Raw genomic sequence first — 25,425 nt, 5'->3', positions numbered from 1 at the left:
TCCTCCGCACGGCGTAAGCCGCTTTCAAGAATTGCTGCTGCGAAAGGAACCGCGCGCCATGAACTCCATTTCCCCGATTGAGACGGCCGAAATCCTCGACGCCGACCTGGACACCATCTCGGGCGGCCTCGCGGGCGGCGTCGCCGTCGACCTCCACGTCGACCTCGCGGGGATCACCGTCTGCGCCGACGCCGGTGCCGTCCTCTCGGCCGACGGCGTCAAGGCGGGCGCGAACCTGCACCTCGGCGCTCACTGACGCGGCGTGCTCCACGGGCCCCGGATCATCCGATCCGGGGCCTCTCGCTTGCCCGCCCTCCTGCCCCGACACTTGAAAGACCGTCACCTCCTGCTGCCATGCTGTGAGTTCCGCATACGCCCGGGAGGCCGTCATGTCCGCGCAGCCGTCGGTACTCGCTTCGCTGGTGTCCGCACTGCGAGGGGGGTCGGTCGAAGTCGTCGACCTCACCTCGCCGTTGTCGTCCGCGACCCCGGTGATCCAACTGCCGCCGCAGTTCGGCCAGACGGCGGTGTTCGAGCTGGAGGAGATCAGCAGGTACGACGACCGGGGACCGGCCTGGTACTGGAACAACTTCCGCAGCGGCGAGCACACCGGCACCCACTTCGACGCCCCGAACCACTGGGTGACCGGCAAGGATCTCGCCGACGTGGCGTCGGTACCGGCCTCCCGGCTGATCGCCCCGGCCGCCGTACTGGACTTCACCGCCGAGGCGGAGCAGGACCCGGACTTCCTCGTCGAGGTGGAGCACATACAGGCCTGGGAGGCGAAGTACGGGCCGCTGCCCGACGGCGGCTGGCTGCTGCTGCGCACCGGCTGGGACGCCCGAGCGCACTCCCAGGAGACCTTCCTGAACGCGGACGAGAACGGCCCCCACACCCCGGGCCTGTCGCCGGAGTGCGCCCGCTGGGTGGCCCAGGAGGCGCCCGTGATCGGCCTCGGAGTCGAGACGGTGGGGACCGACGCCGGGCGCGGACACGCCTTCGACCCGGCCTTCCCCTGCCACTCCTACCTCATGGGCAGCGACAAGTACGGACTCACCCAGCTCCGCAACCTGGGGGAGCTGCCGGCCACCGGCTCCGTCGTCGTCGCCGGACCGCTGCCCATCGTCGCCGGATCCGGATCGCCCGCCCGGGTGCTCGCCCTGGTGGAGCGGTCGTGAAGGTCGCCGAGGCGGTCGGGCGGGCCCTGGTCGACGCCGGGATCACGCAGGTCTTCGGCGTGGTCGGATCGGGCAACTTCCATCTGACCAACGCCATGGTCGCGGCCGGTGCGCGGTTCGTCGCCGCCCGACACGAGGGCGGTGCCGCGACGATGGCCGACGCGTACGCGCGCACCAGCGGCACCGTCGCCGCACTCAGCGTCCACCAGGGGCCGGGACTCACCAACGCGATGACAGGTCTGGCCGAGGCGGCCAAGAGCCGTACGCCGCTTCTCGTCCTGGCCGCCGAGGTGACCGAGCCGCGGTCCAACTTCTTCGTCGACCAGGAGGCGTTGGCGCGGGCGGTGGGCGCGCTGCCGCTGCGGGTCACCTCGGCCGGGGACGCGGTGGCCGAGGCCCTCACCGCGGTGCACCGGGCCGTGCACGAACGCCGGACCGTGCTGCTCAACCTCCCGCTGCCGGTGCAGGCCCTGGACGTACCCGACGGCGCCCTCGACCGGGCCGCACCACCCCCGCCCCGCGCCGCCGTCGAGCCCACCCGGGCCGACGTGACGGCCCTGACACAGGCCCTCGACCGGGCCCGGCGCCCCGTCTTCGTGGCCGGCCGGGGCTCCCGCTCACCCGGCGCCCGGGACGCGATCGAGGCGCTCGCCGACCACCACGGCGCCCTGCTCGCGACCTCCGCCGTGGCCAACGGCCTCTTCCACGGCAACCCCTGGTCCCTCGACGTCTCCGGCGGCTTCGCCTCACCCCTGACGGCCGAACTGGTCCGGGACTCCGACCTGATCGTCGGCTGGGGCTGCGCGCTGAACATGTGGACCATGCGGCACGGCCAACTGATCGCCCCCGACGCGACCGTGGCCCAGATCGACGACGACCCGTCGGCGCTCGGCGCACACCGCGACGTCCACCTCGCCGTCACCGGAGACGTCGAACTCACGGCACGACGCGCGCTGGAGACGGCCGGCGAACCACGCCGGGGCCGCCGGACGCCCGACATCGCCGAGGCCATCGCCGCCCGCGTGCGGTGGCGCGACCTCGCCTACGACGACACGAGCACCCGTGACCGGATCGACCCCCGCACGCTGAGCATCGCGCTCGACGACATCCTCCCCGCGGAGCGGGTGGTCGGCGTGGACTCCGGCAACTTCATGGGCCACCCGAGCATGTACCTGTCGGTGCCGGACGAGAACGGCTTCTGCTTCACCCAGGCGTTCCAGTCCATCGGCCTGGGCCTGGCCACCACCATCGGCGCGGCCCTGGCCCGCCCGGACCGGCTCCCGGTGGCCGCCCTCGGCGACGGCGGCGCACTGATGGGCGCCGCGGACCTCGACACCGTACGCCGACTCGGCCTCCCCCTGGTGGCCGTCGTCTACAACGACGACGGCTACGGCGCCGAGGTGCACCACTTCGGCCCCGACGGCCACCCCCTCGACACGGTCGAGTTCCCCCCGACGGACATCGCCGCCGTGGCCCGCGGCTACGGCTTCGAGGCGGTGACCGTCCGCACCCGCACCGATCTGAAGGCGGTCGCCGACTGGGTGGCGGGGCCCCGCTCCGCGCCTCTCCTCATCGACGCCAAGGTGGTCAAGGACCGGGGTTCCTGGTGGCTGGAAGAGGCGTTCCGCGGGCACTGAGACCGGGGCTGCCCATGGAGACCAGGGGCGCCCCTCGGTCCCGTACCGGAATCGTCACCCGCCGCCCAGCCGGTCCGCCAGACACGCCAGGTACAGGGCCATGGTGGCCCGGTGGTCGCGCATCGGGCGGCCGGTGATCTGCTCGATCTTCTGCATGCGGTAGACGACGGTGTTGCGGTGGATGTGCAGGGCGGCGGAGGCCCGGACGAGGCTGAAGCCGTTCTCGCACCACGCGGTGACCGTGTCGCGGAGGGCCGGCCAGTCCGGCTGGGCGCGCAGTTCCGCGGCCGTGAGGTCGAGGAGCCGCCTGCGGGCGGACTGGCCCACCGCCGCGACGACCTGGTGGACCCGCAGGTCGGTGATGAGGTGCACGGGGGAGTCGTCGGTCGACCGGGCGCCCAGCCGCAGCGCGTCACAGGCGTCCTGGTAGGAGTCGTGCAGACCGCTCACGGAGGCGGCCGGCTCGCCGATGCCGACGCGGGCGGTGAGCCCGTCCTGCGCGGCGATGACGTCGGCGGCCCGGCGGCAGTCGGCGACCAGGGCGGTGGTGGGGCGACGGGCCGGGAGCCGGTGCAGGACGCCGATCCAGCCCGGGGCCGTGCCGGCCACGATGTCCTGGGGGTCGGCGAAGACCTCGCGGACACTGCGCAGCAGCTCCGAACGGATCAGGGCCATGTCCTGCGTGGGCGCTCCCCGCCGACGCGCGGCCGGGTCGGGCACGGTCACCTCGAAGGCCACCGCGACCCGCCGCAGCCGCAGGTCGAAACCGAGTTCGGCGGCCCGGAACAGCAGGAAATCGCCCTCGACGACCTGCGGGTCGTAGGCGGCGATGTCGGCCAGCAGCTTCTCCGCGGCCCGCTCCGAGAGCAGCCGGGAGCGCAGCATGACGGACTCCCGGAGCAGGATCTCCGTCTGGCGTTTGACCAGCAGGCCGAAACGGCGTACCTGGGCGGGCGTACCGGTGATCCCGACGGTCCCCACCGCGCGGCCGTCGGTGACCAGCGGCAGCGTGACCCCGGGGCGCACCCCGCGCAGCCGCTGGGCCTCCGGGGCGCTGTGGGTGGCGGCCTCCTGGGTGCGGACGACCTCGACGGAGGCCTCGTGGAAGGTCCCGACCCGGCTGCTGTCCCCGCTGCCGATGACCATGCCCTCCGCGTCGGTGATCAGCACGTTGAAGCCGATGACGGCGGAGGTGTCCCCGGCGATCTCCTGCGCGAGTGACGGGCTCAGCACGACTGGTTCCTCCCGTCGCGGGCGGGCCGGGTTGGACGCACCGTACAGGGGACCGAGCGATTCCGGCCACAAGTTCGTACGAAGTGAACGGTGACTCGCGACCGGTTGATCCCTAGCGTATGGGCCCAATCCCACCCCGCCGGGGGCACAACGCGGTGAACGGCGGGCCCCTCAGCGCCCTACGGAAGGCCCGAGCCGATGACCCGTATGCGGTCTCTCATATCCGCTTTGTCCGCGATCCTGCTGCTTTCCTCCGTCGCCGCCTGCGGTTCCGACGACGAGGAGGCCCCGAAGAACGTGTCCGCCAGGACCGCTGCCCTGGGCACGCTCACCCCCGGCGTCATCAAGGTGGCCGTCCAGCCGTACGCGCCCTACACCAGCGTCCAGGACGGAAAGATCGTCGGCCTGGACGGCGACATCCTCGCCGCCGTGTCCAAGAAGCTGGGGCTCCGGATCGAGCCCGAGGTCACCGACTTCGCCGGCATGCTCGCCGGGGTGCAGTCCCGCCGCGTGGACATCACCGTCGGCGGTGTCGCCTGGTCCGCCGAGCGGCAGAAACAGGGCCTGTTCACCGACCCGCCCTACTACTCGCCACCGGCGATGGCCGTCCGTAGCGGCAAGACGTACAAGACGGTCGACGATCTCAGGAACCGCGACCTCGGCACGGTCGAGGGCTATGTCTGGGTGAAGTCCATCCAGGCCGTACCCGGCGCGAAACTGCACGCCTACCCGGACGCCACCGGCGTTTTCGACGACCTCGGCGCGGGCCGTGTCGACGTCGGCTTCCTCGACCCGCTGATCATCATCGCGGCGCAGAAGGAACGTCCGGAGCTGAGGATCAGCACGGAGTACCTCACCCCGCCGACTGCCGCCGAGGTCAAGGCCGAGCCCGCCTACGCGTACTTCCAGCCGTACCAGACCGGCTTCTACCTCCCCAAGCAGGCCACCAAGCTGGAGCGGGCCATCTCCGGGCAGATCGACGCCATGTACGCGGACGGCGAGTTGAAGAAGCTCGTCGAGAAGTACGGCGGCGACCCCGACCAGTTCCTCAAGCCCGCCGCCGACGTCGCCACCGCGCGCCGCGGAGTGGACCGGCCGCAGGACTGGACGCCCCCGTCCATCGCACAGTGAGAAGGGAGGAACAGACATGTCCGGTCTCTTCCAAGTCCCCTGGTCCGACTACCGGTCCGACCTGCTCGACGCCCTCGGGCGCACCGTCTCCTACACCGCCGTCAGCTTCGCCGGCGCGGTCCTGCTCGGACTGGCGGTGGCGCTGCTGCGGCTGAGCAAGGCATGGCCCGCGCGGGCGGTGGCCGCCGTCTACACCGAGGTCTTCAAGAACGTCCCCCTCCTCGCCATCATCTTCCTGACCTACTTCGGCCTGGCCTCGGCCGGGATCCGGCTGGACGTGTTCACGGCCGGCTGCCTCAGCCTCGTCGTCTTCTACGCCGCCTACCTCTCCGAGATCTTCCGCTCCGCGATCAGCGGGGTGCACGCGGGACAGACGGAGGCGGGCGAGGCCCTGGGCATCGGCAAGGTGGGCATCTTCGGCCACGTCGTCCTGCCCCAGGCCGTCCGGCAGGCGCTGCCCGGCACCAACACCATGCTCGTCGACCTGCTGAAGTCCACCTCGCTGCTGGTCACCGTCTCCGCCGCCGAGCTGATGTCCGAAGGGCGGCTCATCACCTCGGCCACCTTCCGGGCACTGGAGGTCTATCTGGTCATCTCGGCGATCTACTTCGCGCTGTGCTACCCGCTCTCCCAACTCCTCCTGCTGCTGGAGCGCAAGGTGCGGGCCGGAGTGCCGCTGTCCCCGTGGCGCCGGCGCCGGGTGCGGGCCGCCCGCGCCCTGCTCGCGGCCGACCTCAGCGGTGACACCAAGACGGGCAGCGGCTTCAGGACGGACCCCGAGCGGAAGGAGGCGGCGGTATGACCGAGCCCGTCATCACGGAGAAGACAACCGCATCGGCCGATGCGCCGACGCCCACCGAGGCGGTCGTACGGATCGAGGGGCTCAGCAAGTCCTTCGACGGCCGGCTCGTCCTCGACGACGTGCACCTGGAGGTCGCCCGCGGCCGCATCGTCAGCGTCATCGGACAGAGCGGCGGCGGCAAAACGACTTTGATGCGCTGCGTCAACCTGCTGGAGCGCCCCGACCGCGGCACGGTCGAGGTCGCCGGCGAAGTGGTGCACGAGGGCGGCCGTACGGTCTGCCGCGACCTGCCCCGGCTGCGCCGCACCGTCGGCATGGTCTTCCAGCGGTTCAACCTGTTCCCGCATCTGACGGCCGTGGAGAACATCGTCCTCGCGCAGCGCAAGGCGGGCATCGGCGAACAGGAGGCGCTGGAGCGGGCCGTCGCGCTGCTGCGCCGGGTCAAAGTGGCCCACCGCGGCCTCGCCCAGCCCGAACAGCTCTCCGGCGGCGAACAGCAACGCGTCGCCATCGCCCGCGCCCTCGCCCTGCGGCCCGAGGTCCTGCTCTTCGACGAACCCACCTCCTCCCTGGACCCGGAGGCCACCCGGGAGGTGCTCAGCGTGATGCGCGAACTCGCCGCCGACGGTATGACGATGCTGCTGGTCACGCACGAACTGCCCTTCGCCCGGGACGTGTCCGACCACGTCGTCTTCGTCGACGGCGGCCGGATCGTCGAGGAGGGACACCCGCGGGACGTCCTCGACAACCCCGCCCAGGCCCGCACCCGTGAGTTCCTCTCCTCCTACGGGACGGCGTCATGAGTGCCCCCGTGGTGGTGGTCGGCGGCGGGGTGGTCGGACTGTGCACCGCCTACTACCTGGCCGAGGCGGGCCTGGAGGTCGAGGTCGTCGAACGGCGCGGCCTGGGCTCCGGGGCCTCCCGCGGCAACGCCGGCTGGGTCTGCCTCAGCCACTCGACGCCGGTTCCCGCGCCCGGCGTCGTCCGGTACGCGCTGCGCTCGCTGGGACGCCCGGACTCACCGCTGTATCTACGGCCCCTTCCCGACCCGGCGTTCGTGCGCTGGCTGTGGCGGTTCTGGCGCAGCAGCACACCGGCCGCCTTCCGGCACGGCTACGCCGCCGTCGCCGAACTCAACCGCACCACCTTCGACCTCTTCGACGGCCTGCGCGCGGCCGGCGTCGAGACCACCCTGACCCGCCCCGGCATGGTCCACGCCTTCCTGTCCCCGGCCGAGGCACGCCACCACCTCGCCCTGCAACGGGAGATGGCCGACGGCCACTATCCGCTGCCCGACGACGTGGTCACCGGGGACGAGGCCCGGCTGCTGGACGGCGCCCTGTCGTCCGGGGTGCGGGCGGCCTACCTCGTCGAGGGCGAGGGTGTGGTCGATCCGGAAGCCTTCGCCGTCGGGCTCGGCGAGGCACTGGCCGCCGCGGGCGTGAAGGTCCACGAGAACGTCGAGGCCACCGGGTTCCGCACCTCCGGCGGGCATGTCGCCGCGCTGCGCACCGCTCAGGGCGAGATCCCCTGCTCGGCCGTCGTCGTCGCGGCCGGCATGCGCTCCTCCGCTCTGCTCGGCGCCCTCGGACACCCGCTGCCGCTCCAGGCCGGCAAGGGCTACAGCTTCTCCGTGGACCTGGACCCGGCTCCCCGGCACACGCTGTACTTCGGCGAGCGCCGGGCCGTCGCCTCACCGATCGGCACCACCACACGCATCGGCGGCACCATGGAACTCAGCGGCAACAACAACCGCCTCGACTGGCGCCGCATCGTCGCCGTCGCCCTCGCCAGCCGGCACTACCTGGGCCGCTGGTTCGACGACCCCGATGACCTGGTCGGCCTGATCCGCGACCCCTGGGTCGGCGGACGCCCCTTCCTTCCCGACGGCCTTCCGGTCATCGACCGCGTCCCCGGTCACGACAACGCCTACGCCGCCACCGGCCACGGCATGCTCGGCGTCACCCTCGGCCCCGTCACCGGCCACCGCCTGGCCGAGTACGTCCGCACCGGCCACCGCCCCGACACCCTCGCCCCCTTCCGCTACGACCGACTGCGCCACTAGGGGGTTGTGCACCGGCGCCGTCAGCCCTTCGGCAGCCAGGCCTCCAGGGCGCCGATGAGGCGATCCAGCGCGGGCTGCCCGGCGGAGCGGTCCGTCATGACCGTACGGCCGTCGAACTGGAGCGTGTACTGGAACATGTCGGCCGCCCCCATGTCGATCGTGAACTCGGGGACCTCGTCCAGCGCGGGGTCCCCGAGCAGTGTGCGCAGCTTCGTGAACTGGGCGGCGCCGGTACGCCGTACGACGGTTCTGCCCTCGTCCGTGGCCCGGACGGTGCCGTCACCGCGGAGGACCACCTTCTTGCTGACCCCGGCGTAGCCGCCGCTGACCGTCATGGTCACCAGCTTCTGGTCCGGTCCGGTGACGGGCACGGGCGACGGACGTGCGGACGGCGAGGCCGAGACGGAGGGCGAGGGCGAAGAAGAAGGCTCGGGAGTGGGGGAGCCGGGCGACGACGCCGCGGACGAGGCCGTCACCGCGTCCGTCGGCCTCGCCGAACCCCCGTCGTCCCCGGGCGAACACCCGGCCAGACCGAGAACACCGACCAGGCCCGCCACCACGACCGCACGTCTACCGCGCACCACGCCTCCGCCCCTCGACCGCCACGACTGGACAGTCGATAGCACGGAACCGGGTCTTCCGACCCCGCGGCGAAGGCGGTCAGTCCGTCTCGGTCACCGCGATCACGGCGACGCGGGTGCGGGTGGGGTCGAGGCAGGCGAAACCGGCGTCCGTGAAGTCGCCGTGGAACCACCGGTTGGCGGTGTACCGGGACAGGGCGAAGCGGAGCCAGCGATGGTCGGAGGCCAGACGTACGGCGTCGTAGTGCGAGGCCCCGGTGTCGAGGTCCATAACGGCGTACAGGCTGCGCCAGGTGAGCAGCCGGGCGTAGGCGCCGTGCAGGGGCTCGGTCCACAGGCCGCCGCCGAAGGCGGCCGTGAAGAAGTCGTCCGCGAGATCGTCGGCGGTGGTGTGCACCGCGGTGATCGTGTCGCTCGTGACGGCTTCCAGGCACTCGGCGTCGAGTTCGGCGAGCAGCGCGGCGTTGAAGTCGGCCGGGTCGAGCGGCTCGGGCAGCGTGTAGAACGCCGCCTCGTACTGGCCGAGCGGAGCGAACGCCTCGGTGGCCGCCGCGGCGCGCGTCTCGTCCGGCACCCGCCGGGCCGTGCGGCCGGCGCGGGCACCGCCGTCGGTGGGAGGGGGCTCTGGGTAGGCGAGCCGCAACTGCTCCGGAGTGCGGGAGCCGAGCATGAGCCCCTCCATGGACGCCCCCCGGCGCAACCGGCTCTCGAAGTACAGCGAGCCCAGCGGCAGCCAGGCCAGCGGATGCCCGAGGATACGCAGCGCCTCGCCGTAGGCGACGTAGACCTCGTCGTGACGGCGTCCCAGGCCGAAGCGCAACGCCATCTCGTACAGCAGACAGGCCCGCACCTCGGTGCCCGGATCGTCCAGGGACACGGGTACGTGCTTCTCGAACTGCGGCTTGAGATGCACGATGCTGGGCCGCTGCGCGAGCTGCCAGGCGATCCGCCGCACCACCGGCCGCCACACGCCGGGCTCCCGCTCCTCGCCCAGCCGCTCCGCCAGGCGTATCGCCCAGTCGGTGGCCTCCCGCGACTGCTGGTCGGCCAGCAACTCGGACAGCTTGCCGATGGCACGGGCGCTGTCGGCCGCCCGTGCCAGGTCGTGGAGGCGTTCGGGATCGGTGGCCGCGTACACCTTGAGCGAGGCGTCGTCGGGGAGTTCGGACATGACAGCACCCTAGGGGGGCTTGATCACCGAGAGGCCAGCGGGCGGTCGTCGGCGGCGGCACGGCCCGCGGGCCCTCGCGCCGACTCGCGCAGCCTGCGGCCGCGCCGGGTCGGTCCCCACGGCTTGAGGACCGAGATGACGGTCATGAACACGTAGGCGGACAGCGAGACGACGGGCCCGAACAGCACGTCACCGGCGTCGGGCAGCGGCCCGCTCGCGGCGACGGCCGCGACCGCGGAGTTCACTCCGGGACGCAGGGCGAAGACCGTGGCGGTGATGGTGGCGAGGGTCAGCCAGAACTTCGTCCAGACCCATCGGTGCCGCGCCAGCCCCCACGGCGTGCCCAGGGACAGCACGACACCGCTGAGCAGCGTGAGGAACGCGACGGGCAGCAGGAGCCAGTCGGCGAACAGCTGCATGGCCCGGACGGAGGCATCGACGGTCACCGCGGAGCCGGTGGTGGCCGCGGTGACCCCGAGGGCGAGCAGCCCGAGCGTGAGCCCGAGCCAGCTCGCGGAGGCGGCGACATGGACGACAAGGAAGGCCCGGCGTGCGGGTCGGCTGAGTTTCACCCGACCACCGTGCCCCGCGGGATGCCACCGGACATCTGACGGCGGGAGTAACCACGGGTACTGGCCACGGCGTACGGCAGGGATATCGGCGTACGACCGATGCCCCTGCCCCGACCGCTTGCCCAGGCTCAGATCCGCGCCGAGATGATCGGCGCGAGCCGGTCGGCGATCACGCGATGGCCCTGGTCGTTGGGATGGACCGAGTCCGACAGGTCGCCGGAGCCGAGCCACCCGGTGGTGTCGACGAAGGAGACCCGGGAGTCCCCGCCCGCGACGGCCGCCTTCACCGCCGCCTCGGTCTGCGGGACGTACCGACCCCGGAAGGTCTCCAGGGCGAAGATCCACGCCTGCGGGTAGGCCGCGCGGACCTTGCGCAGCAGACTGCTGTACGCCGTCTGGAACTGCGGGGAACTCACCCCGTGGCCGACGTCGTTGGTGCCGAGGTTGATGACGACCGCGTTCGCCCGGTAGCGGGAGAAGTTCCAGTCGGGCGTGGCCGCGTTCGGGTTGAGCCTGCCGAACTGCTGCTCAAGGCCGACGCAGCCGTCCGCCGCCGCGACCAGACAGGCGCCGCCCTGGGCGATCTGGGTGTGCTCGACACCGAGGCGTTCCCCGATCAACCAGCCGTACGCGGTGCGGGCGTTCTGTGAGGTCGTCGTCCCCACCGTGATGGAGTCGCCGACGAACTCCACCAGCTTGGTGGGCGCCGGTGGTGCGAACGTCGTCGCCCCGCTGTCGAGGACCAGCCCCTGGAAGACGGCGTCACCGCGGTAAGAACCCGCGACCACCTGGTAGTTGACCTGGAGGGTGTGGTTGCCGGCCGCCAGCGGCGCCGGCGTCAGGTTCACCGTCCCCTTGACGTCGTTGAAGAAGGTCACGGGCCCGTTGTCGATGCGAGCCCAGAGGTCGATGGTGTTCCGCTGCTTGAGCTTCACGGTCCGGCCGGTGAACCCGGCGCGGTAGTACGCCCCCGCCCAGTACGGCGTGTAGGCGGTGCTGGAACTCTGGGTGTCCCAGCGGCCGACGAGCTTGATGTTGGGGTCGCCGGGCTGGCCGGGAGCGGCCGCCTCGGCCGACGCGGCGGCCCGGGCGGTGGCGGTGACACCGAGGCGAGCGCTGATCACCGGGGCCAGACGGTTCGCGAACTTGGTGTGGCCCGCCTCGTTGGGATGCCCGTTGCCGTCCTCGTAGTCCGTGCCGTCGGCGAGCCAGCCGGTGGTGTCGACGAAGTGCACCTTCGCGTCACCGGAGGCGGCGCGCGCGGTGACGGCGGCCTTGGTCTCGTTGACGTAGCGCTTCTTGAGCGTCTGCACCGCGAAGAGGTGGGCGCCCGGGTACACGGCCCGCACATCGGCCAGGAGCCTGGTGTACGACGACTGGAAGGCGGCGCCGGTCACCCCGTGCCCGATGTCGTTGGTGCCGAGGTTGATGACGACCGCGTCGGCCCGGTAGCGGGAGAAGTCCCAGTTCGTGCCGCCCGCGCTGGCGTTCCTGAAGAACTGGCCGCTCAGCCCCGTGCAGCCGGACTGCGCGACGAGACAGTAGCCGGAGCGGGCTATCTGCGTGTGCCGCATGCCCAGCCGCTCGCCGGCCTTCCAGGCGTACGAGTCCAGGGCCAGCCGGTCGGTGAGGGCGCCGGCGGTGATGGAGTCGCCGACGAACTCGACCAGCCCGGAGGGCATGGCAGGGGCGACCGTGCGCGCACCGGAGTCCAGGACCAGCCCCTGGAAGACGGTGTCGCCCGAACGGTAGGAGATCCGCAGGGTGTGGGTGCCGGAGGACAGCGGCCGGGGAGTGAGGTTCACCGTGCCGCGCACGCCCGCGTGGAACACCTCGGGCCCGCCGTCGATGCTGACGTACAGGTTGACCGCGTCCCTGGCCTTGACCTTGACGGTGGTTCCGGTGAACGAGGTCTGGAGATAGGCGCCGGTCCAGCCGGGCACCGCGGCGGTGCCGGAGCCGGTGTCCCAGCGTCCGACGTAGGCGATGTTGGGGTCGGACACCGACCCGTCGCCCACCGCGGCCCGGGCCGGGGAGCCGCCGGTCAGGGACAGCAGGCAGGCCAGGAGGGCGGCGGTGAGGAGGGCCGGCAGTGTGCGTCTGATGTGGTGTGGGGAGAGGACGTGGGGGGTGGTCTGCATGGGGATTCCCTTCAGGAGTGGGGTGGGAGCGCTCCCAGAGGCAGCCTTTCGAGAGAAGCAATGAAACGGTTCAGCGTCAAGGGATCTCACACGCCGGAAGGTGCCGCCGTCCGGGTGCCGGCTTAACCCGTGTGAACGCTCCGGATGGTGGGAGCGGCGGGCATGGCTGACGGTGGATCACGTCAGAACCGGGTCACATCAGCTGGCGACGCGTCAGCTGCCCGGGGCGACGGAAGGACTCTCGGATGCGTTCTGCCCGCATGATGTTCGCCACCGCGACGGCCACCGCGGCTCTCGCGCTCGGCGCGCCCGCCGCCCATGCCGCCGCGACGGGCGACTGGGACCACGAAAACTCTTCCTACAGCAAGGAGCACGACAACGACCGCGGACACGACACGCCCCGCGGCGGGATCCACACCGGTGGCGGAGCGCTGACCGCGGTGAACGAGGACGACTGGGGTGTGGCCAAGGACCCCAAGCACGACCCGGAGACCTACCGGGACAAGGGCGACGGGGGCTACGAGGAGCCCTGGAACGGCGGCAAGCACGACAAGGACGAGTGGAGCGGCAAGCAGGACAAGCATGACAACGAGGAATGGAAGGGCGAGCACGACAAGCCGCGCGGCGGCATGCACACCGGGGGCGGCGGCCTCGCCTCGACCGGGGTCACCGCCGGCGGGCTGGCCGTGCTCGCCGTAGCAGGCACCGGCGTGTACGCCCTGCGGCGCAAGAAGGCCGCCGAAGGCGTGGCCTGACCGATGCCCGACGACATAGCAGCCACGGCCGCCGCACGTGCACCGCGCGTCGCGGCGGCCCCGCTCGTCCTGCCCGTGTTGTGTCCGCTGCCGTGCCCGAGCGAGGTGGTGTCCGATGGCAGCCAGCCCTCCTTCCCCGACCGCTACCGACCCCACACCCGCGCGGAGCAGATCCCGCACCGTCGCGACGGTCCTCTGGAGCGCGCTCGCCCTGCTGCTGGTGGTGAGCCTGTTCGCCGGCGAGGACGAGTCCTCCGACGGCGGACCCGCCCCGCATGCCGCGCCGGCCGCCGCATCCGCCTCACCGCCCGCGCGCCCCCTCGGCAAGCACCTGCCGCGGTCCCGCCCCGTCCGCCTACTCATCCCCGACATCTCGGTCGACGCCCCCTTCACCGCCCTCGCCATCGGCCGATCCGGCCAGCTGCAACCGCCTCCCGCCGACGACACCAACCTCGTGGGCTGGTACGCCGAGGGCGTGTCCCCGGGCCAGGCGGGCACCTCGATCATCGCCGGGCACGTGGACACCGCGACCTCCGCCGCCGTCTTCGCCGACCTCGGCGAGCTGGAGAAGGGCGACCGCTTCCACGTCCTACGGGCCGACCGGCGCAAGGCCACCTTCGCCGTCGACAGCGTCGAGACCTTCGACAAGGACCACTTCCCCAGCGACCGCGTCTACGCCGACACCCCCCGCGCCCAGGTCCGCCTCATCACCTGCGCGGGCGACTACGACCGCCGGGTCAAGGACTACACCGCGAACCTGGTGGTCTTCGCCCATTTGATCTGATGCGGGGCCCTGGGGGACGGTCAGTCCTCGCCCACCACGGACAGGTCGTCGCCGAGGGCGGCGGCTATTCGGGCGGCGCGGGAGTGGTCGTCCATGCGGCGGGTGAGGTAGGCGCAGGCGTGATTGTGCCGTCGTGACCACCAGGCGGCGGAGCCGCCGATGCCGCCCTTGGCGATTTTTCCCTTGTCGCGGACGAAGCCCAGCGTCCAGGTCAGACGGGTGCCGAAGACCTCGTCGTTGTCGGTGACCTGGGAGGTCAGCAGCTCGGAGTGGAGTTCGGGGCCGAGCAGACGGCGGACCGGGCCGTCCTCGGCGGTGAGGCGGGAGAAGAACGCGGCCGTCGTGGTCGCCGTGGTGTGCAGGTTGATCGCGCCGAACACCGACTGCCGAAGGGCCCGGGAGTTGGTCCGGCCGAGGTCCAGGGCTCCGTGGGGGACCTGGAGCCAGGGCGCGGCGTGCAGCCGCTCGGGCCACTCGGGGTGGGCGTGTTCGAGGTCGGCGACGCGGTGCAGCGCCCGGTCCGGCACCCCGAACCAGGCATCGAGGTCCAGGGCGGGCCGTACGACGTCGTGGAAGACCGCCCCCAGGGTCGTGCCGGCCGCCGCGCGCAGCACGCCGTCGACCAAGTGGCCGTAGGTCAGGGTGTGTTCGCCGAGGGAGGTGCCGGGCGCGTACTCCGGTGCGGCCTGTGCGAGGCTGTCGCGCAGACCGCCCTCGTCCAGCAGGTCGAGGTCTGCGGCGGTGGCCGGGAAGCGCGGCTGGCCCGCCCGGTGGGTGAGGATGTGGCGCAGGGTGGTGCGCTCCTTGCCGCGGACGCCGTACTCCTTCCAGTGGGCGGCGACCGGCCGGTCGAGCGTCAACGCGCCGTCGCGGACGGCCACCAGGGCCGCCAGCGTGACGAACGCCTTGGACAGGGAGTACGTCATGACCAGGGAGTCGTCCCGCCAGGGACGGGTCCGCGCGGCGTCGGCCCAGCCGGCGTTCAGCCGGACGACCTCGCGCCCCTCCCGCCAGACCGACACACCCGCCCCGGTCTCCAGCCCGCTGTCCACCAGCTCCTGCAAGACCAGGCATATGTGCTCGTAGCCGTCCTCGGTGAATCCGTTGACGCGCATGTGCCCCTCCATCCCGATAGTCGCCGCGTCCGACGCGGCCGCCCCCCTGGACCATGGGCTTGTTTCCCCGCCCCGGACAATACGGGGGAGGGGTATGCGAGGCAATGGGTGTGAGGTCACTCGGGGGTCACTCGGGGCGCTTCACATCCTGGATGCGCGGAGCCCGCCGTAGCACGGGGACGGAGGTGGCCACCGAGGCCAGTGCGATCGTGAAGACGGCGTACACCGCCAACGCACCCCGCGCGCCCAGGGCTTGGAGCAGGGAGCCGGCGGCCAGGGACCCCACCGGGAGCGAACCCCAGGTGACCAGCCGGGCCGCGCCCAGCACCCGGCCCTGGAGCCGGTCGGGGGTGAGGGCGTACCGGTAGGACATGGCGATCACGTTGAAGACCGGCTCGGGCAGGGCGCACGCCGCGACCACCGCGCCGAGCGCCAACGGCCAGGGCAGCCAGACCAGGGTCGCCGTGCAGGCGACCCACAGCCAGGTCGCCCCGATCATCACCGCCCGGGGCGACAGGCGCCGCTCCAGCCAGGGAGCGGCGACGGCGCCCGCGATGCCCGCCGCGCCGGGCATCGCCAGCATCGCCCCGATCAGCGACGGCGAGACGCCCAGCTCCTGTGCGCGGACGATCAGCACGAGGGGCAGCGCGGTCAGCACCAGGTTCGCCGCGCCGATGAGGACCACCGTGGCCCGCAGCAGAGGCTGCCGCCACAGCCACACCAGGCCCTCGGCGATCTCGGCACGCAAACTCCGGGGCCGCTCACGCGGTCGGGCGTCCTGGAGGCCGGGGCGCACGAAGAGCAGGGTGACGAACCCGATGGCGTAGGACAGCATGTCGAACACGAAGGGCAGGGTCCGGCCGGCGGCGTACAGCGCGCCGCCGAGCGGGCCTCCGGCCAGGTCCGCGCCCAGTTCGCGGGCCTGGTTCTGGGCCAGCGCGGTGGGCAGTTGGGACGTCGGGACGATGTGCGGCAGCGCGGCGGACTCGGCGAGCTGGAAGAACACGAAACACGCGCCGTCCAGGAACACGATCACCAGCAGCGCCGGTACCGAGAACACGTCCACGGCCAGCCCCAGCACCACCAGCCCCAGCAGCACCGCACGGAGACCGTCGGCGGCGAGCATCACACGTCTGCGGTCCCAGCGGTCGATGAGCGCCCCGGCCGGCAGATACAGCACCAGGAACGGCAGACTCTGGGCGAAGCCGACCAGCCCGGCCTGGAACGGCGAACCCGTCAGCGCGAGCACCAGCAGCGGGTACGCCAGCGCCGTCACGCGCATGCCCACCGTCGAGACGACCTGACCGCTCCACAGGAGCACGAAGTCCCGGTTGCGCCATAACGGCCCTGGCTCATCCATGAGTTCACCAGTGTGAGGTCCTCTGTGACGCCACGCAAGGCAGGCAGCCGTGGCTACACTCGCGCCCCATGCGTACCTCGAACCCCATGAGTCAGCGGCGGCACACCTCTTCGCCCTCCGGCGCCCAGGGAGGCAGAACAGGCGCCGCGCGGGAGCCGCACGTCCTTCGCGAGGCCCCCTCGGGAAGGAGGTCCGAAGACCCGTGAAAGCCCGGCACAAGCAGTCCCGAGACCCGCGCGGACACTGGCTGTTACTGCTCCTCGTCCTCCCCGCCATGTTCGCGGTCCTGCTCTTCGAGGGCTGGACCGACCACGAGGTCGACGCCGCCAAGTCCCGTTCCCCCTGCACCGAACCCGCGCCGGACGCGGTGGCCTACGGTGACGGCCCCGTCGTCGGCATCAACAGCGGCGGGATCCAGACCGCCTCGATGCCCGCCCGCACGGTCGCGCTCACCTTCGACGGCGGACCCGACCCGGTGTGGACGCCCCGCCTGCTCGACCTGCTGCGCCGCCATCAGGCGCGCGCCACCTTCTTCCTCTTCGGCTCCCAGGCCGCCCGGCACCCGGAGCTGGTGCGGCGGATCCGCGCCGAGGGCCACGAAATCGGCTCCAACACCTACACCGGCGCCGCCCTCGGCGAGGCCTCCGCACCCCGCTTCTCCAGCGAACTCGACCTGACCCAGGCCGCGTTGGCCGGTGCCGCCGACCTGAACACCACCCTGCTGCGGATGCCGCGCACCACCTCGCCGGACACCCTGTGCGGCAAGGAGTGGCAGGCGGCCCGGCAGGCCACCGCCCGCGGTTACGTGCTGGTCGCCGCCGACAAGGCCTCCCGCAAGCCCGCACAGGGGCTGGTCCGGCAGTTCAGCCAGACGGCGACCGCCTACCAGAAGACGGCCAAGCTCCTCACCGCCCGCGGCGTCGACCGCTTCACCACCGTGTCCGACGGACTCGACCTCACCCCGTACACCCCGGTGTCCACCCTCGCGCGCTGGGAAGGCACCGCTCTGATCGGCGTCACCGGCCTCGGACGCACCTTCTCCGGCGCCATGACCTGGGTGCTCGGCATCGCCGGCGGCCTCGGCGTGCTCCGGCTGGCCCTGCTCGCCGTCTTCGCCCGCGCCCACGTCCGCAGGCTGGAGCGCTTCCGGCCGGGCGCGCCCTGGATGCGGGAGGTGACCGAACCGGTGACGGTGCTCGTCCCGGCGTACAACGAGGAGGCCGGCATCGCCTCCACCGTGCACTCGCTGCTCGACTCCACCCACAGACACCTTCAGATCGTCGTGATCGACGACGGGTCGACGGACCGCACCGCGGAGATCGCCGCGGGGATCTCCGACCCGCGCGTGGAAGTGATCCGCACACCCAACGGGGGCAAGGCCACCGCCCTCAACACCGGTCTGGCGCACGCCCGGTACGAGATCGTGGTCATGGTGGACGCCGACACCGTCTTCGAGCCGGACGCCGTCCACCAGCTCGTCCAGCCGCTCGCGCACCCCGCCGTCGGAGCGGTCAGCGGCAACACCAAGGTCGGCAACCGGCGCGGTCTGCTCGCCACCTGGCAGCACCTGGAGTACTGCTTCGGGTTCAACCTCGACCGCCGTATGTTCGAGGTCCTGGAGTGCATCACGACCGTGCCCGGCGCCATCGGCGCCTTCCGCCGGGACGCGCTGCTGGGCGTCGGCGGGATCGGCGACGACACCCTCGCCGAGGACACCGACCTCACGATGGCCCTGTGGCGGGCGGGCTGGCGGGTGCTCTACGAGGAGTCCGCCGTCGCCTGGACCGAAGTACCCACGTCCCTGCGCCAGTTGTGGCGGCAGCGCTACCGCTGGTGCTACGGCACCATCCAGGCGATGTGGAAGCACCGCGGCGCCGTCCTGGACGTCGGCACCTCCGGGCGCTTCGGCCGCCGCGGACTGACCTATCTCGCGCTCTTCCAGGTCCTGCTTCCGCTGCTCGCCCCGGTCATCGACGTCTACGCCCTGTACGGCGTGCTGTTCCGCGACCCGTGGCAGTCCGCCGGGGTGTGGTTCGCCTTCCTTGGAGTCCAACTGGCCAGCGCGGCCTACGCGTTGCGTCTCGACGGGGAGCGGCGGCGGACCCTGTGGTCGATGCCGTTGCAGATCCTCGTCTACCGGCAGCTGATGTACCTGGTCGTCATCCAGTCGGTCGTGGCCCTGCTGTTCGGCAGCAGGCTGACGTGGCAGCGCATGAAGCGATCCGGGTCGGCGGCTGAACAGATCGGCGGTCCGGCGCCGTACAAGAGTCTGCCGACGAGGTGATCCCGATGCGTTGAGGGACTGAACAGGCCGATGGACCACTGGACCGACCGCCCGCGGGGCGAGCGCACGACCGGGCGGGCGGTGCCCTACGCGCCTCCGCCGTCGATCCGCACGGCGCCCCTGCCCGGTATGCCCTCACCCGCTCCTCCCGGCCGCACCGGCGAGGGGCGGCGTCACGGCCCGCCCGAGCGCGGCAGCAGAGCACCGCGGCCCCGCCCGACCCGGCGCCGCCGGGTTGTGCGGGGGCTGGCGCTGCTGCTCGGCGGGCTGCTCGCCTTCGGCGTCGGCTCGTACGTGTGGGCCGACACCGAGCTCGACAAGGCGGTGGACCTGGACACGCTCACCGCCCGGGCACCGCAGGGCAAGGGCACCAACTACCTCGTCGTCGGCTCCGACAGCCGCGAGGGACTGTCCCCGCAGGACCGCGAAGACCTGCGCACCGGCTCCGCCGAGGGCCGGCGCACGGACTCGGTGATCCTGCTGCACACCGGCACCCGTGGCACCACGATGATGAGCCTGCCGCGCGACTCATGGGTGACGATCCCGCCCTACGTCGATCCCGACACCGGCCGGAGCTACCCGGCCACGCCGGACAAACTGAACGCCGCGTTCTCCCTGGGCGGGCCGGAGCTGCTGGTGAGGACCGTGGAGCGCAACACCGGGCTGCACGTGGACCACTACGCCGAGATCGGCTTCGCGGGCTTCGTCGGCGTGGTGGACGCCGTCGGCGGCGTCGACCTGTGCCTGGAGAAGGCCGTCAGGGACAAGGACTCGGGCGCGAACCTCGGCAAGGGCTGCCAGACCCTCGACGGCGCCGAGGCACTGGCCTTCGTACGCCAGCGCAAACAGGAAGCCGCGGGCGACCTGGGCCGCACCCGCAACCAGCAGAAGTTCCTCGCCGCCCTCGCCGCCAAGGCCGCCACCCCCGGCACCCTCCTCGACCCGACCAAGTCCCTCCCCACCGTCACCGCCGGCCTCGACACCCTCGTCGTCGACGACAACACCGGCCTGCCCCAGCTCACGTCCCTCTTCGACGCCCTACGAGGCGTCACCGCCGGCACCGGCAGCCAACTCAACGTCCCCGTCTCCGACCCCGACCTCACCACCTCCAAGGGCAGCGCGGTCCGCTGGGACGCGACACGGGCGCGACAGCTTTTCGACCGCCTCCGGGCGGATCTGCCGACGACCTGAGACACCTCGGAAGCCGGCCGTCGACGTGCCGAACACTCGTCCCTAGATGAACGGTGTGCCCGCGTCGAGGCCCGACAGGACCCGCCCGTACAGCTCCAGGTTGGTCGTCGGGTTGACGAAGGAGTGGAGGGTGAGGGCGTGGAGGTCGCGGGTTGTGCGTTGGATGGGGACGTCCAGGTGGAGGGAGGAGGCGCCGGAGGCGGAGGCGAGGAGGTCGACGGCTTCCTTGCACAGGCGGGTGGCGTAGCCGGCCTGTGCTCGGATGCGGGCGCGTTCCTCCAGGGTGTACGGCTCGCCGGTTGTGGCACGGGATGCGATGAGGGTGACGAACTCGTCGGTCAGCAGTTCGGCGCAGGAGAGTTTCATCGCCGCCTCGGCGGCCTGGAGGTGGGTGACGCCCGCCTCGTGCTGGCGGGTGTGGAAGGTGTAGGTGATGCCCCGCCGGTGGATCCGCGCGCGGAACTCGGCCAGTGCCGACCGCGCCAGACCGAGGGCGTTGGGCGCCGTCCAGACACAGAACAGCAGGAGGACGGGCATCCGGTAGAAGGGGTCGTCGGCGTTGGCCTTCGAGGGGAACTCCCCGGCCAGCAGGGGCCCGACGGGCAGGACGCGGTGGGCGGGGACGACCACGTCACGGGCGACGACACTGTTGCTGCCGCTTCCGGCCAGTCCGCAGACACGCCAGTCGTCGAGGATCTCCAGCTCGGCCATGGGCACGGCGGTCCACAGCACCTCGGGCGGCCCGTCGGCGGACTCGACCCGGGCGGTGAGCAGATGCCAGTCGGCGTGCCGGCACCCGGTGGCGAAACCGGAGGTGCCGTTGACGACATAGCCGTCGTCCGTGGCGACCGCCGTGGCGTCCGGGATGAGGGTGCCGCCGACCCGGACGTCCGGACCGGTGAAGATCTCGTCCTGGGCCTCGTCCGGGAAGAGCGAGGCGATGAAGGCGCAGCCCGCCTGGATCGCCGCAGTGAAAGCGGTCGAGCCGCAGCCGGTGGCGAGTTCGGCCAGCACATCGGCCTGCGTGCGCACCCCGCTCTGGTAACCGCCGTACCGCCGGGGCACGTTCATCCGGTACACCCCCGCCTCCGTCAGCGCCGCGACGACCTCGTCGGTCACCCTGCGCTGCTGTTCGGCACGCGGGGCGTGGTCCCGGACGAGCGGGCGGAGCGCCCTGACCCGAGCGACCAGATCGGCATCGGAACGCGGCGCTGAGGAGTCGGCCATGGCGGACCTCCGGTCACGGCGGGGTCTTTCACCGTGACGCGGACGGCTCGCCCTGTCAACGCTCCGACACCGCACCGGAGTTGGGGCGGCGGGTCACCGCCTTCCGCAGCAGCGGCCAGACCAGCAGCAGCACGATCACCGCATACACGGTCACCGAGAAGGGCGTGTTCACCAGACCCGAGACACTGCCGTCGCTGATCTGGAGGGCGCGGCGCAGCTGTTGCTCGGCGTTCGGACCGAGGATGACACCGATGACGGCGGGCAGCACCGGCAGGCCGTAGCGCCGCATGCCGAAGCCGATCAGGCCGATGATCAGCAGGATCACCAGGTCGACGACCTCACCGCCGACCGCGTACGCACCGACCGCCGCGAAGAACAGGATCCCGGCGTACAGATACGGCCGCGGGATGCGCAGCAGCTTCGCCCACAACGGCGCCAGCGGCAGGTTGAGCGCGAGCAGCAGCACCATGCCGACGAACAGCGAGGCGATCAGCCCCCACACCAGCTCCGGTTCGCGTTCGAACAGCAGCGGCCCCGGCTGGATGCCGTACTGCTGGAACGCGGCCAGCATCACCGCGGCGACCGCAGTGGTCGGCAGACCCAGCGTCAGCATGGACACCAGGGTGCCCGCCGCCGAGGCCGACGCCGCCGACTCCGGCCCGGCCACGCCCTCGATGGCGCCCTTGCCGAACTCCTCCTTGTGCTTCGACAGACGCTTCTCCGTGACGTACGACAGGAAGGTGGGGATCTCCGCCCCGCCCGCCGGGATCGCGCCGAAGGGGAAGCCGATGAACGGGCCGCGCAGCCACGACTTCCAGGTCCGCCGCACATCCTCACGGCCCAGCCACGGCCGGCCCACCGGGATCGGCTCGCCCGGGCTGCGCCGCAGATGCGCCGCGACCCACAGCGCCTCACCGATCGCGAACAGACCGACCGCCACGATCACCACGTCGATGCCGTCGGCGAGTTGGAGGGAGCCGAAGGTCAGCCGTTGCTGGCCGGTCATCTGGTCCAGGCCCACCAGCCCGATCGTCAGGCCGATCAGCAGGGAGGCCAGACCGCGGATCCGCGACGAACCCAGCACCGAGGTCACCGCGATGAACGCCAGCACCATGATGGCGAAGTAGTCCGGCGCGCCGATGTCCACCGCCAGTTCCGCCACCGCGGGCGCCAGCGCGACCAGCAGGATCGTGCCGATCATGCCGCCCGCGAAGTGCCCGATGGCGGCGGCCGCGAGCGCCTGGGCGCCCCGCCCCGACTTCGCCATCGGATTGCCCTCCATGGCCGCGACCACGGCCGCGCTCTCGCCGGGCGTGTTGAGCAGGATGGAGGTGGTCGAACCGCCGAACATCGCACCGTAGTAGATGCCCGCGAACATGATGAACGCGGCGATCGGGTCGAGCCCGTAGGTGACCGGCAGCAGCAGGGCGACCGCCATCGCGGGACCGATACCGGGCAGCACGCCGATCGCCGTGCCGAGCAGCACACCGAGGGCGGCCCACAGCAGATTCAGCGGCGTCAGGGCCGTACCGAAGCCGTCCAGAAGGGAGTTGAGGGCGTCCATGTCACAGCACTCCCATCAGCGGACCGCCGGGCAGCGGGACTCCGAGCAGATTGTTGAATACGGCGTAGGTGACGAGGGAGAGGACGGCCGCGATCAGCGGATCCCGGTCGAAGCGACGGCTGCCGAGCGCGAAGGCGGCCCCCCAGAACAACAGGGCGCCCGCGATCGGGAAGCCGAGGGGCTCGATGAGTACGGCCGCGCCGAGGAAGACCCCCGAGAGCAGCAGCACCGTGCGCCAGTCGGCCGGTTCGGACAGGTCGATGTCCTCACCGCCCTCCGCCTCACCCCGGCCGCCGCGCAGCACGTCGACGGCGAGCAGGGCGGCGATGACCAGCAGCCCGGCACCGACGACGACCGGCACGGTCTTCGGTCCGACCGGGCCGCGCTGGGTGATGTCGACGTCCATCGTGAGCGCGTCGGTCAGGACGAGTGCGCCGAGCGCCAACAGCAGGACACAGACACCGAGTTCGGAGTGCTCGCGCAGCCAGGACCGGCGCTCGGACGGCTCGGCGGCGGGTGATTCGGTGTGTGTCGTCACAGTCCCAGCTCCTTCAGCACCGACACCACGCGCCTGTCCTGCGCGTCCAGGAAGTCGCCGAACTTCTCACCGGTCAGGAACGCGTCGTCCCAGCCGTTCTTCTCCATGGACTTCTGCCACTCGGGCGAGTCGTGGAGCTCGGCGACCAGCCGGGTCAGCTTGTCCCGCTCGGCCTCCGACAGCCCGGGCGGGGCGACGATGCCGCGCCAGTTGGTGAAGTTCACGTCGTAGCCCGACTCCTTCAGGGTGGGCGCGTCGAGCTCGTCGACCCGCTCGGGGCCCGTGACGGCCAGCACCCGCAGGTCGCCCGCCTTGATCTGGTCGAGGTACTCACCGACCCCGGACACCCCGAAGGCGACCTTGCTGCCGAGGATCGAGGCGAGCAGCTCGCCGCCGCCGTCGAAGGGGATGTAGTTGACCTGCTTCGGAGCGATCCCGGCGGCCTGCGCCATCAGCATCGGCGCGAGATGGTCGGGCCCGCCCGGCGACGAACCGCCGCCCACGGGCAGCTTGCCGGGGTTCTTCCTCCACGCCTCGATCAGCTCGTCGATGTTCTTGTACGGAGAGTCGTCGGCGACCACGACGACGTCCTGCTCCTCGGTGAGCCGGGCGATCGGCGTGGTGTCGGCGAGCGTCTTGGGCGCGTGGTTGGAGCGGACGGCACCCACCACACCGAGGCCCATCGACATGGCGAGCTTGCCGTTGCCGTGTTCGCTCACCAGTCGGCTCAGCCCGACGGTGCCGCCCGCGCCGGGCAGGTTGAACACCTCGATGTTGTGCGTGAGCCCGGCGTCCTCGGCGTTCTTCGCGGCCGTACGGGCCGTGATGTCGTAGCCGCCGCCCGGTGTGTTGGGGACCATGAAACGCAGGCCGGGGATCTGGGTGCCGGTCTCGGCGCCGCTGCCGGTCGTGAGCAGTGGAGGCCCCACCAGCACGAGTACGGCGGCCCCGAGCAGGGCGAGGAGTGTGCGCAGGCGCACGAGTGCCACCACCTGTCGGTACGTCGATGCGATACGGGAATGCCCTGTGGGGGAGGGTGATGTGGGCCACATGTTGCCCGGGTGTGAACGGCCTGTCTCCGTTCCGGAACCAACGAAGGTTGTGGTCTTTTCGGTCACCGGCCGACAGATGCCCCCACCCGGCTTCCGCTTGCGCAGGTGAGAGCCCTGGCGCGGGCCCGGCTCGTCTGCGAGCGTCTCGGGGTGGGATCCCGTGGGGAAGGAGCGGTCCGATGACAGGCAGGCGCGCGGCGGCCGACACGATCGACGTGCTCGTGGTCGACGACGACTTCATGGTGGCCCGGGTCCACCGCGCCTTCGTCGAACGCGTCGCGCCCTTCCGGGTCGTCGGCGTCGCCCACACCGGGGAGCAGGCCGCCCTCGCCGTGGACGAGCTGAGCCCCGACCTCGTCCTGCTGGACCTCTATCTGCCCGACGTCTTCGGCCTGGACCTCGTCCCGCGGCTGCGCACCGCCGGCCACGACTGCGACGTGATGGTCGTCAGCGCCGCGCGTGACGCGGACGCGGTCCGCGGCGCCGCCCGCCAGGGGGTCGTCGACTACCTCCTCAAACCCTTCGGCTTCGACGACCTGCGCGCCCGCCTGGAGCGCTACGCCGCCCAGCGTGACCGGCTCCTCACCGCCGTCGTACACAGTCAGGCCGACATCGACCGGGTCCTGGCCAGGTCGGCGGTCCCGGCACCGGACATCGGCCCCCTCCCCAAGGGCATGAGCCCGGAGACCGCCCGACTCGTCGAACGCACCCTGCGCACCGCCGACGGCTCCCTCTCCGCCACCGAATGCGCCACCCTCGCCGGCATCTCCCGCGTCAGCGCCCGCCGCTACCTGGAGCACTTCCACACCATCGGCACCGCGGACGTCTCCCTGCGCTACGGCGCGGCGGGGCGACCCGAGCGGCGATACCGGTTCCGGGAGCGGGGGGCCGGACTGGGGCCGGGCGGGGAGGCGCGGGCCTAGTCAGTGAGGCCTCGTTCGGCGCGGCTACGGTGGCACAGACCTCGGTCGGCTTGATCTCGGCATGCCCGACCAGAAGCAGCCGCTCGGTGCGTGGAGCCGGGGTCACGGACGGCGACGCCAC

The 25,425-nt window shown here is 71.8% G+C and carries 23 protein-coding genes; 12 read left to right on the top strand and 11 right to left on the bottom strand.

What is annotated here, in order from left to right:
* Positions 1-58: 58 nt before the first annotated feature.
* From SLINC_RS05435 to SLINC_RS05425, 3 genes are all read left to right on the top strand, one after another.
* A complete protein-coding gene (locus SLINC_RS05435; protein ID WP_067427462.1) occupies positions 59-256 on the top strand; it encodes a hypothetical protein in 198 nt (65 codons plus the stop codon).
* Positions 257-389: 133 nt separating this feature from the next.
* Entirely contained in the window at positions 390-1,178 is a 789-nt protein-coding gene (locus SLINC_RS05430) for a cyclase family protein (protein ID WP_067427460.1), read from the top strand.
* The gene (locus SLINC_RS05425) at positions 1,175-2,815 is read left to right on the top strand and encodes a thiamine pyrophosphate-binding protein (RefSeq protein WP_067427458.1); all 1,641 of its coding nucleotides are present in this window, start codon (positions 1,175-1,177) and stop codon (positions 2,813-2,815) included. The genes SLINC_RS05430 and SLINC_RS05425 overlap by 4 nt, the downstream gene beginning before the upstream one ends.
* A gap of 54 nt (positions 2,816-2,869) precedes the next feature.
* Here SLINC_RS05425 and SLINC_RS05420 read toward each other — a convergent pair whose 3' ends face one another.
* Positions 2,870-4,048, bottom strand: a complete 1,179-nt coding sequence (locus SLINC_RS05420) for a CdaR family transcriptional regulator (RefSeq protein ID WP_067427456.1) — start codon at positions 4,046-4,048, stop codon at positions 2,870-2,872.
* Positions 4,049-4,276: 228 nt separating this feature from the next.
* Here SLINC_RS05420 and SLINC_RS05415 point away from each other — a divergent pair, with 228 nt between their 5' ends.
* The 4 genes from SLINC_RS05415 to SLINC_RS05400 are packed head-to-tail and all read left to right on the top strand — an operon-like array spanning position 4,277 to position 8,046.
* Entirely contained in the window at positions 4,277-5,179 is a 903-nt protein-coding gene (locus SLINC_RS05415) for a substrate-binding periplasmic protein (RefSeq protein ID WP_237281988.1), read from the top strand.
* Between the two features lie 16 nt (positions 5,180-5,195).
* Positions 5,196-5,981 carry an amino acid ABC transporter permease gene (locus tag SLINC_RS05410; protein ID WP_067427452.1) on the top strand — a complete coding sequence of 262 codons (786 nt, stop codon included), beginning with the start codon at positions 5,196-5,198 and terminating at the stop codon, positions 5,979-5,981.
* Positions 5,978-6,784, top strand: coding sequence for an amino acid ABC transporter ATP-binding protein (locus tag SLINC_RS05405; protein WP_067427450.1), 807 nt, complete (start codon positions 5,978-5,980; stop codon positions 6,782-6,784). Before SLINC_RS05410 ends, SLINC_RS05405 begins: the two co-directional genes overlap by 4 nt.
* Positions 6,781-8,046 (top strand): NAD(P)/FAD-dependent oxidoreductase, encoded by a 1,266-nt coding sequence (locus tag SLINC_RS05400; protein WP_079164418.1) that lies wholly within the window; start codon positions 6,781-6,783, stop codon positions 8,044-8,046. Before SLINC_RS05405 ends, SLINC_RS05400 begins: the two co-directional genes overlap by 4 nt.
* Positions 8,047-8,066: 20 nt before the next feature.
* On the opposite strand, the gene SLINC_RS05395 is transcribed toward SLINC_RS05400, so the two are convergent.
* The 4 genes from SLINC_RS05395 to SLINC_RS05380 all read right to left on the bottom strand — a co-directional run bounded on the left by SLINC_RS05395 (position 8,067) and on the right by SLINC_RS05380 (position 12,511).
* Positions 8,067-8,627 carry a hypothetical protein gene (locus SLINC_RS05395; RefSeq protein WP_067427448.1) on the bottom strand — a complete coding sequence of 187 codons (561 nt, stop codon included), beginning with the start codon at positions 8,625-8,627 and terminating at the stop codon, positions 8,067-8,069.
* Between the two features lie 79 nt (positions 8,628-8,706).
* Entirely contained in the window at positions 8,707-9,798 is a 1,092-nt protein-coding gene (locus SLINC_RS05390) for a DUF6183 family protein (RefSeq protein ID WP_067427445.1), read from the bottom strand.
* Between the two features lie 23 nt (positions 9,799-9,821).
* Positions 9,822-10,370 carry a DUF2269 domain-containing protein gene (locus SLINC_RS05385; protein WP_067427443.1) on the bottom strand — a complete coding sequence of 183 codons (549 nt, stop codon included), beginning with the start codon at positions 10,368-10,370 and terminating at the stop codon, positions 9,822-9,824.
* Positions 10,371-10,498: 128 nt separating this feature from the next.
* Entirely contained in the window at positions 10,499-12,511 is a 2,013-nt protein-coding gene (locus tag SLINC_RS05380; RefSeq protein ID WP_067427441.1) for a GDSL-type esterase/lipase family protein, read from the bottom strand.
* A 245-nt stretch (positions 12,512-12,756) separates the two neighbouring features.
* Here SLINC_RS05380 and SLINC_RS05375 point away from each other — a divergent pair, with 245 nt between their 5' ends.
* Together SLINC_RS05375 and SLINC_RS05370 are read left to right on the top strand one after the other, a co-directional pair.
* A complete protein-coding gene (locus tag SLINC_RS05375; protein WP_067427439.1) occupies positions 12,757-13,266 on the top strand; it encodes a hypothetical protein in 510 nt (169 codons plus the stop codon).
* 115 nt (positions 13,267-13,381) lie between these two features.
* Entirely contained in the window at positions 13,382-14,050 is a 669-nt protein-coding gene (locus tag SLINC_RS05370; protein WP_067427437.1) for a class F sortase, read from the top strand.
* Between the two features lie 20 nt (positions 14,051-14,070).
* Here SLINC_RS05370 and SLINC_RS05365 read toward each other — a convergent pair whose 3' ends face one another.
* Together SLINC_RS05365 and SLINC_RS05360 are read right to left on the bottom strand one after the other, a co-directional pair.
* Positions 14,071-15,165, bottom strand: coding sequence for a serine hydrolase domain-containing protein (locus tag SLINC_RS05365; protein ID WP_067427436.1), 1,095 nt, complete (start codon positions 15,163-15,165; stop codon positions 14,071-14,073).
* 127 nt (positions 15,166-15,292) lie between these two features.
* Positions 15,293-16,525 (bottom strand): MFS transporter, encoded by a 1,233-nt coding sequence (locus tag SLINC_RS05360; RefSeq protein WP_067427435.1) that lies wholly within the window; start codon positions 16,523-16,525, stop codon positions 15,293-15,295.
* A 202-nt stretch (positions 16,526-16,727) separates the two neighbouring features.
* On the opposite strand from SLINC_RS05360, the gene SLINC_RS05355 reads away from it, so the two are divergent.
* Both SLINC_RS05355 and SLINC_RS05350 read left to right on the top strand, forming a co-directional pair.
* Positions 16,728-18,809: a bifunctional polysaccharide deacetylase/glycosyltransferase family 2 protein gene (locus SLINC_RS05355; protein WP_067427434.1), complete on the top strand. Its 2,082-nt coding sequence runs from the start codon at positions 16,728-16,730 to the stop codon at positions 18,807-18,809.
* A 30-nt stretch (positions 18,810-18,839) separates the two neighbouring features.
* A complete protein-coding gene (locus SLINC_RS05350; RefSeq protein WP_067427432.1) occupies positions 18,840-20,000 on the top strand; it encodes an LCP family protein in 1,161 nt (386 codons plus the stop codon).
* 42 nt (positions 20,001-20,042) lie between these two features.
* Here SLINC_RS05350 and SLINC_RS05345 read toward each other — a convergent pair whose 3' ends face one another.
* Genes SLINC_RS05345 through SLINC_RS05330 form a run of 4 tightly spaced genes read right to left on the bottom strand, consistent with a single transcriptional unit; the run spans position 20,043 to position 24,309 of the window.
* On the bottom strand, positions 20,043-21,227 hold the full coding sequence (locus SLINC_RS05345; protein WP_067427430.1) for a flavin-dependent monooxygenase: 1,185 nt from the start codon (positions 21,225-21,227) through the stop codon (positions 20,043-20,045).
* Between the two features lie 55 nt (positions 21,228-21,282).
* Positions 21,283-22,791 (bottom strand): tripartite tricarboxylate transporter permease, encoded by a 1,509-nt coding sequence (locus SLINC_RS05340; protein ID WP_067427428.1) that lies wholly within the window; start codon positions 22,789-22,791, stop codon positions 21,283-21,285.
* A 1-nt stretch (position 22,792) separates the two neighbouring features.
* The gene (locus SLINC_RS05335) at positions 22,793-23,329 is read right to left on the bottom strand and encodes a tripartite tricarboxylate transporter TctB family protein (RefSeq protein WP_067427426.1); all 537 of its coding nucleotides are present in this window, start codon (positions 23,327-23,329) and stop codon (positions 22,793-22,795) included.
* On the bottom strand, positions 23,326-24,309 hold the full coding sequence (locus SLINC_RS05330; protein WP_067427424.1) for a Bug family tripartite tricarboxylate transporter substrate binding protein: 984 nt from the start codon (positions 24,307-24,309) through the stop codon (positions 23,326-23,328). The genes SLINC_RS05335 and SLINC_RS05330 overlap by 4 nt, the downstream gene beginning before the upstream one ends.
* 251 nt (positions 24,310-24,560) lie before the next feature.
* Between SLINC_RS05330 and SLINC_RS05325 the strand changes: the two genes are divergently transcribed.
* The gene (locus SLINC_RS05325) at positions 24,561-25,304 is read left to right on the top strand and encodes a response regulator (RefSeq protein ID WP_067427422.1); all 744 of its coding nucleotides are present in this window, start codon (positions 24,561-24,563) and stop codon (positions 25,302-25,304) included.
* The last annotated feature ends 121 nt before the right edge of the window (positions 25,305-25,425 follow it).

It is taken from the genome of Streptomyces lincolnensis (genome assembly GCF_001685355.1).
GTDB lineage: Bacteria > Actinomycetota > Actinomycetes > Streptomycetales > Streptomycetaceae > Streptomyces > Streptomyces lincolnensis.
Note: the sequence above shows the minus strand (reverse complement) of the source record. Positions and strands in the feature narration are given on the sequence as shown.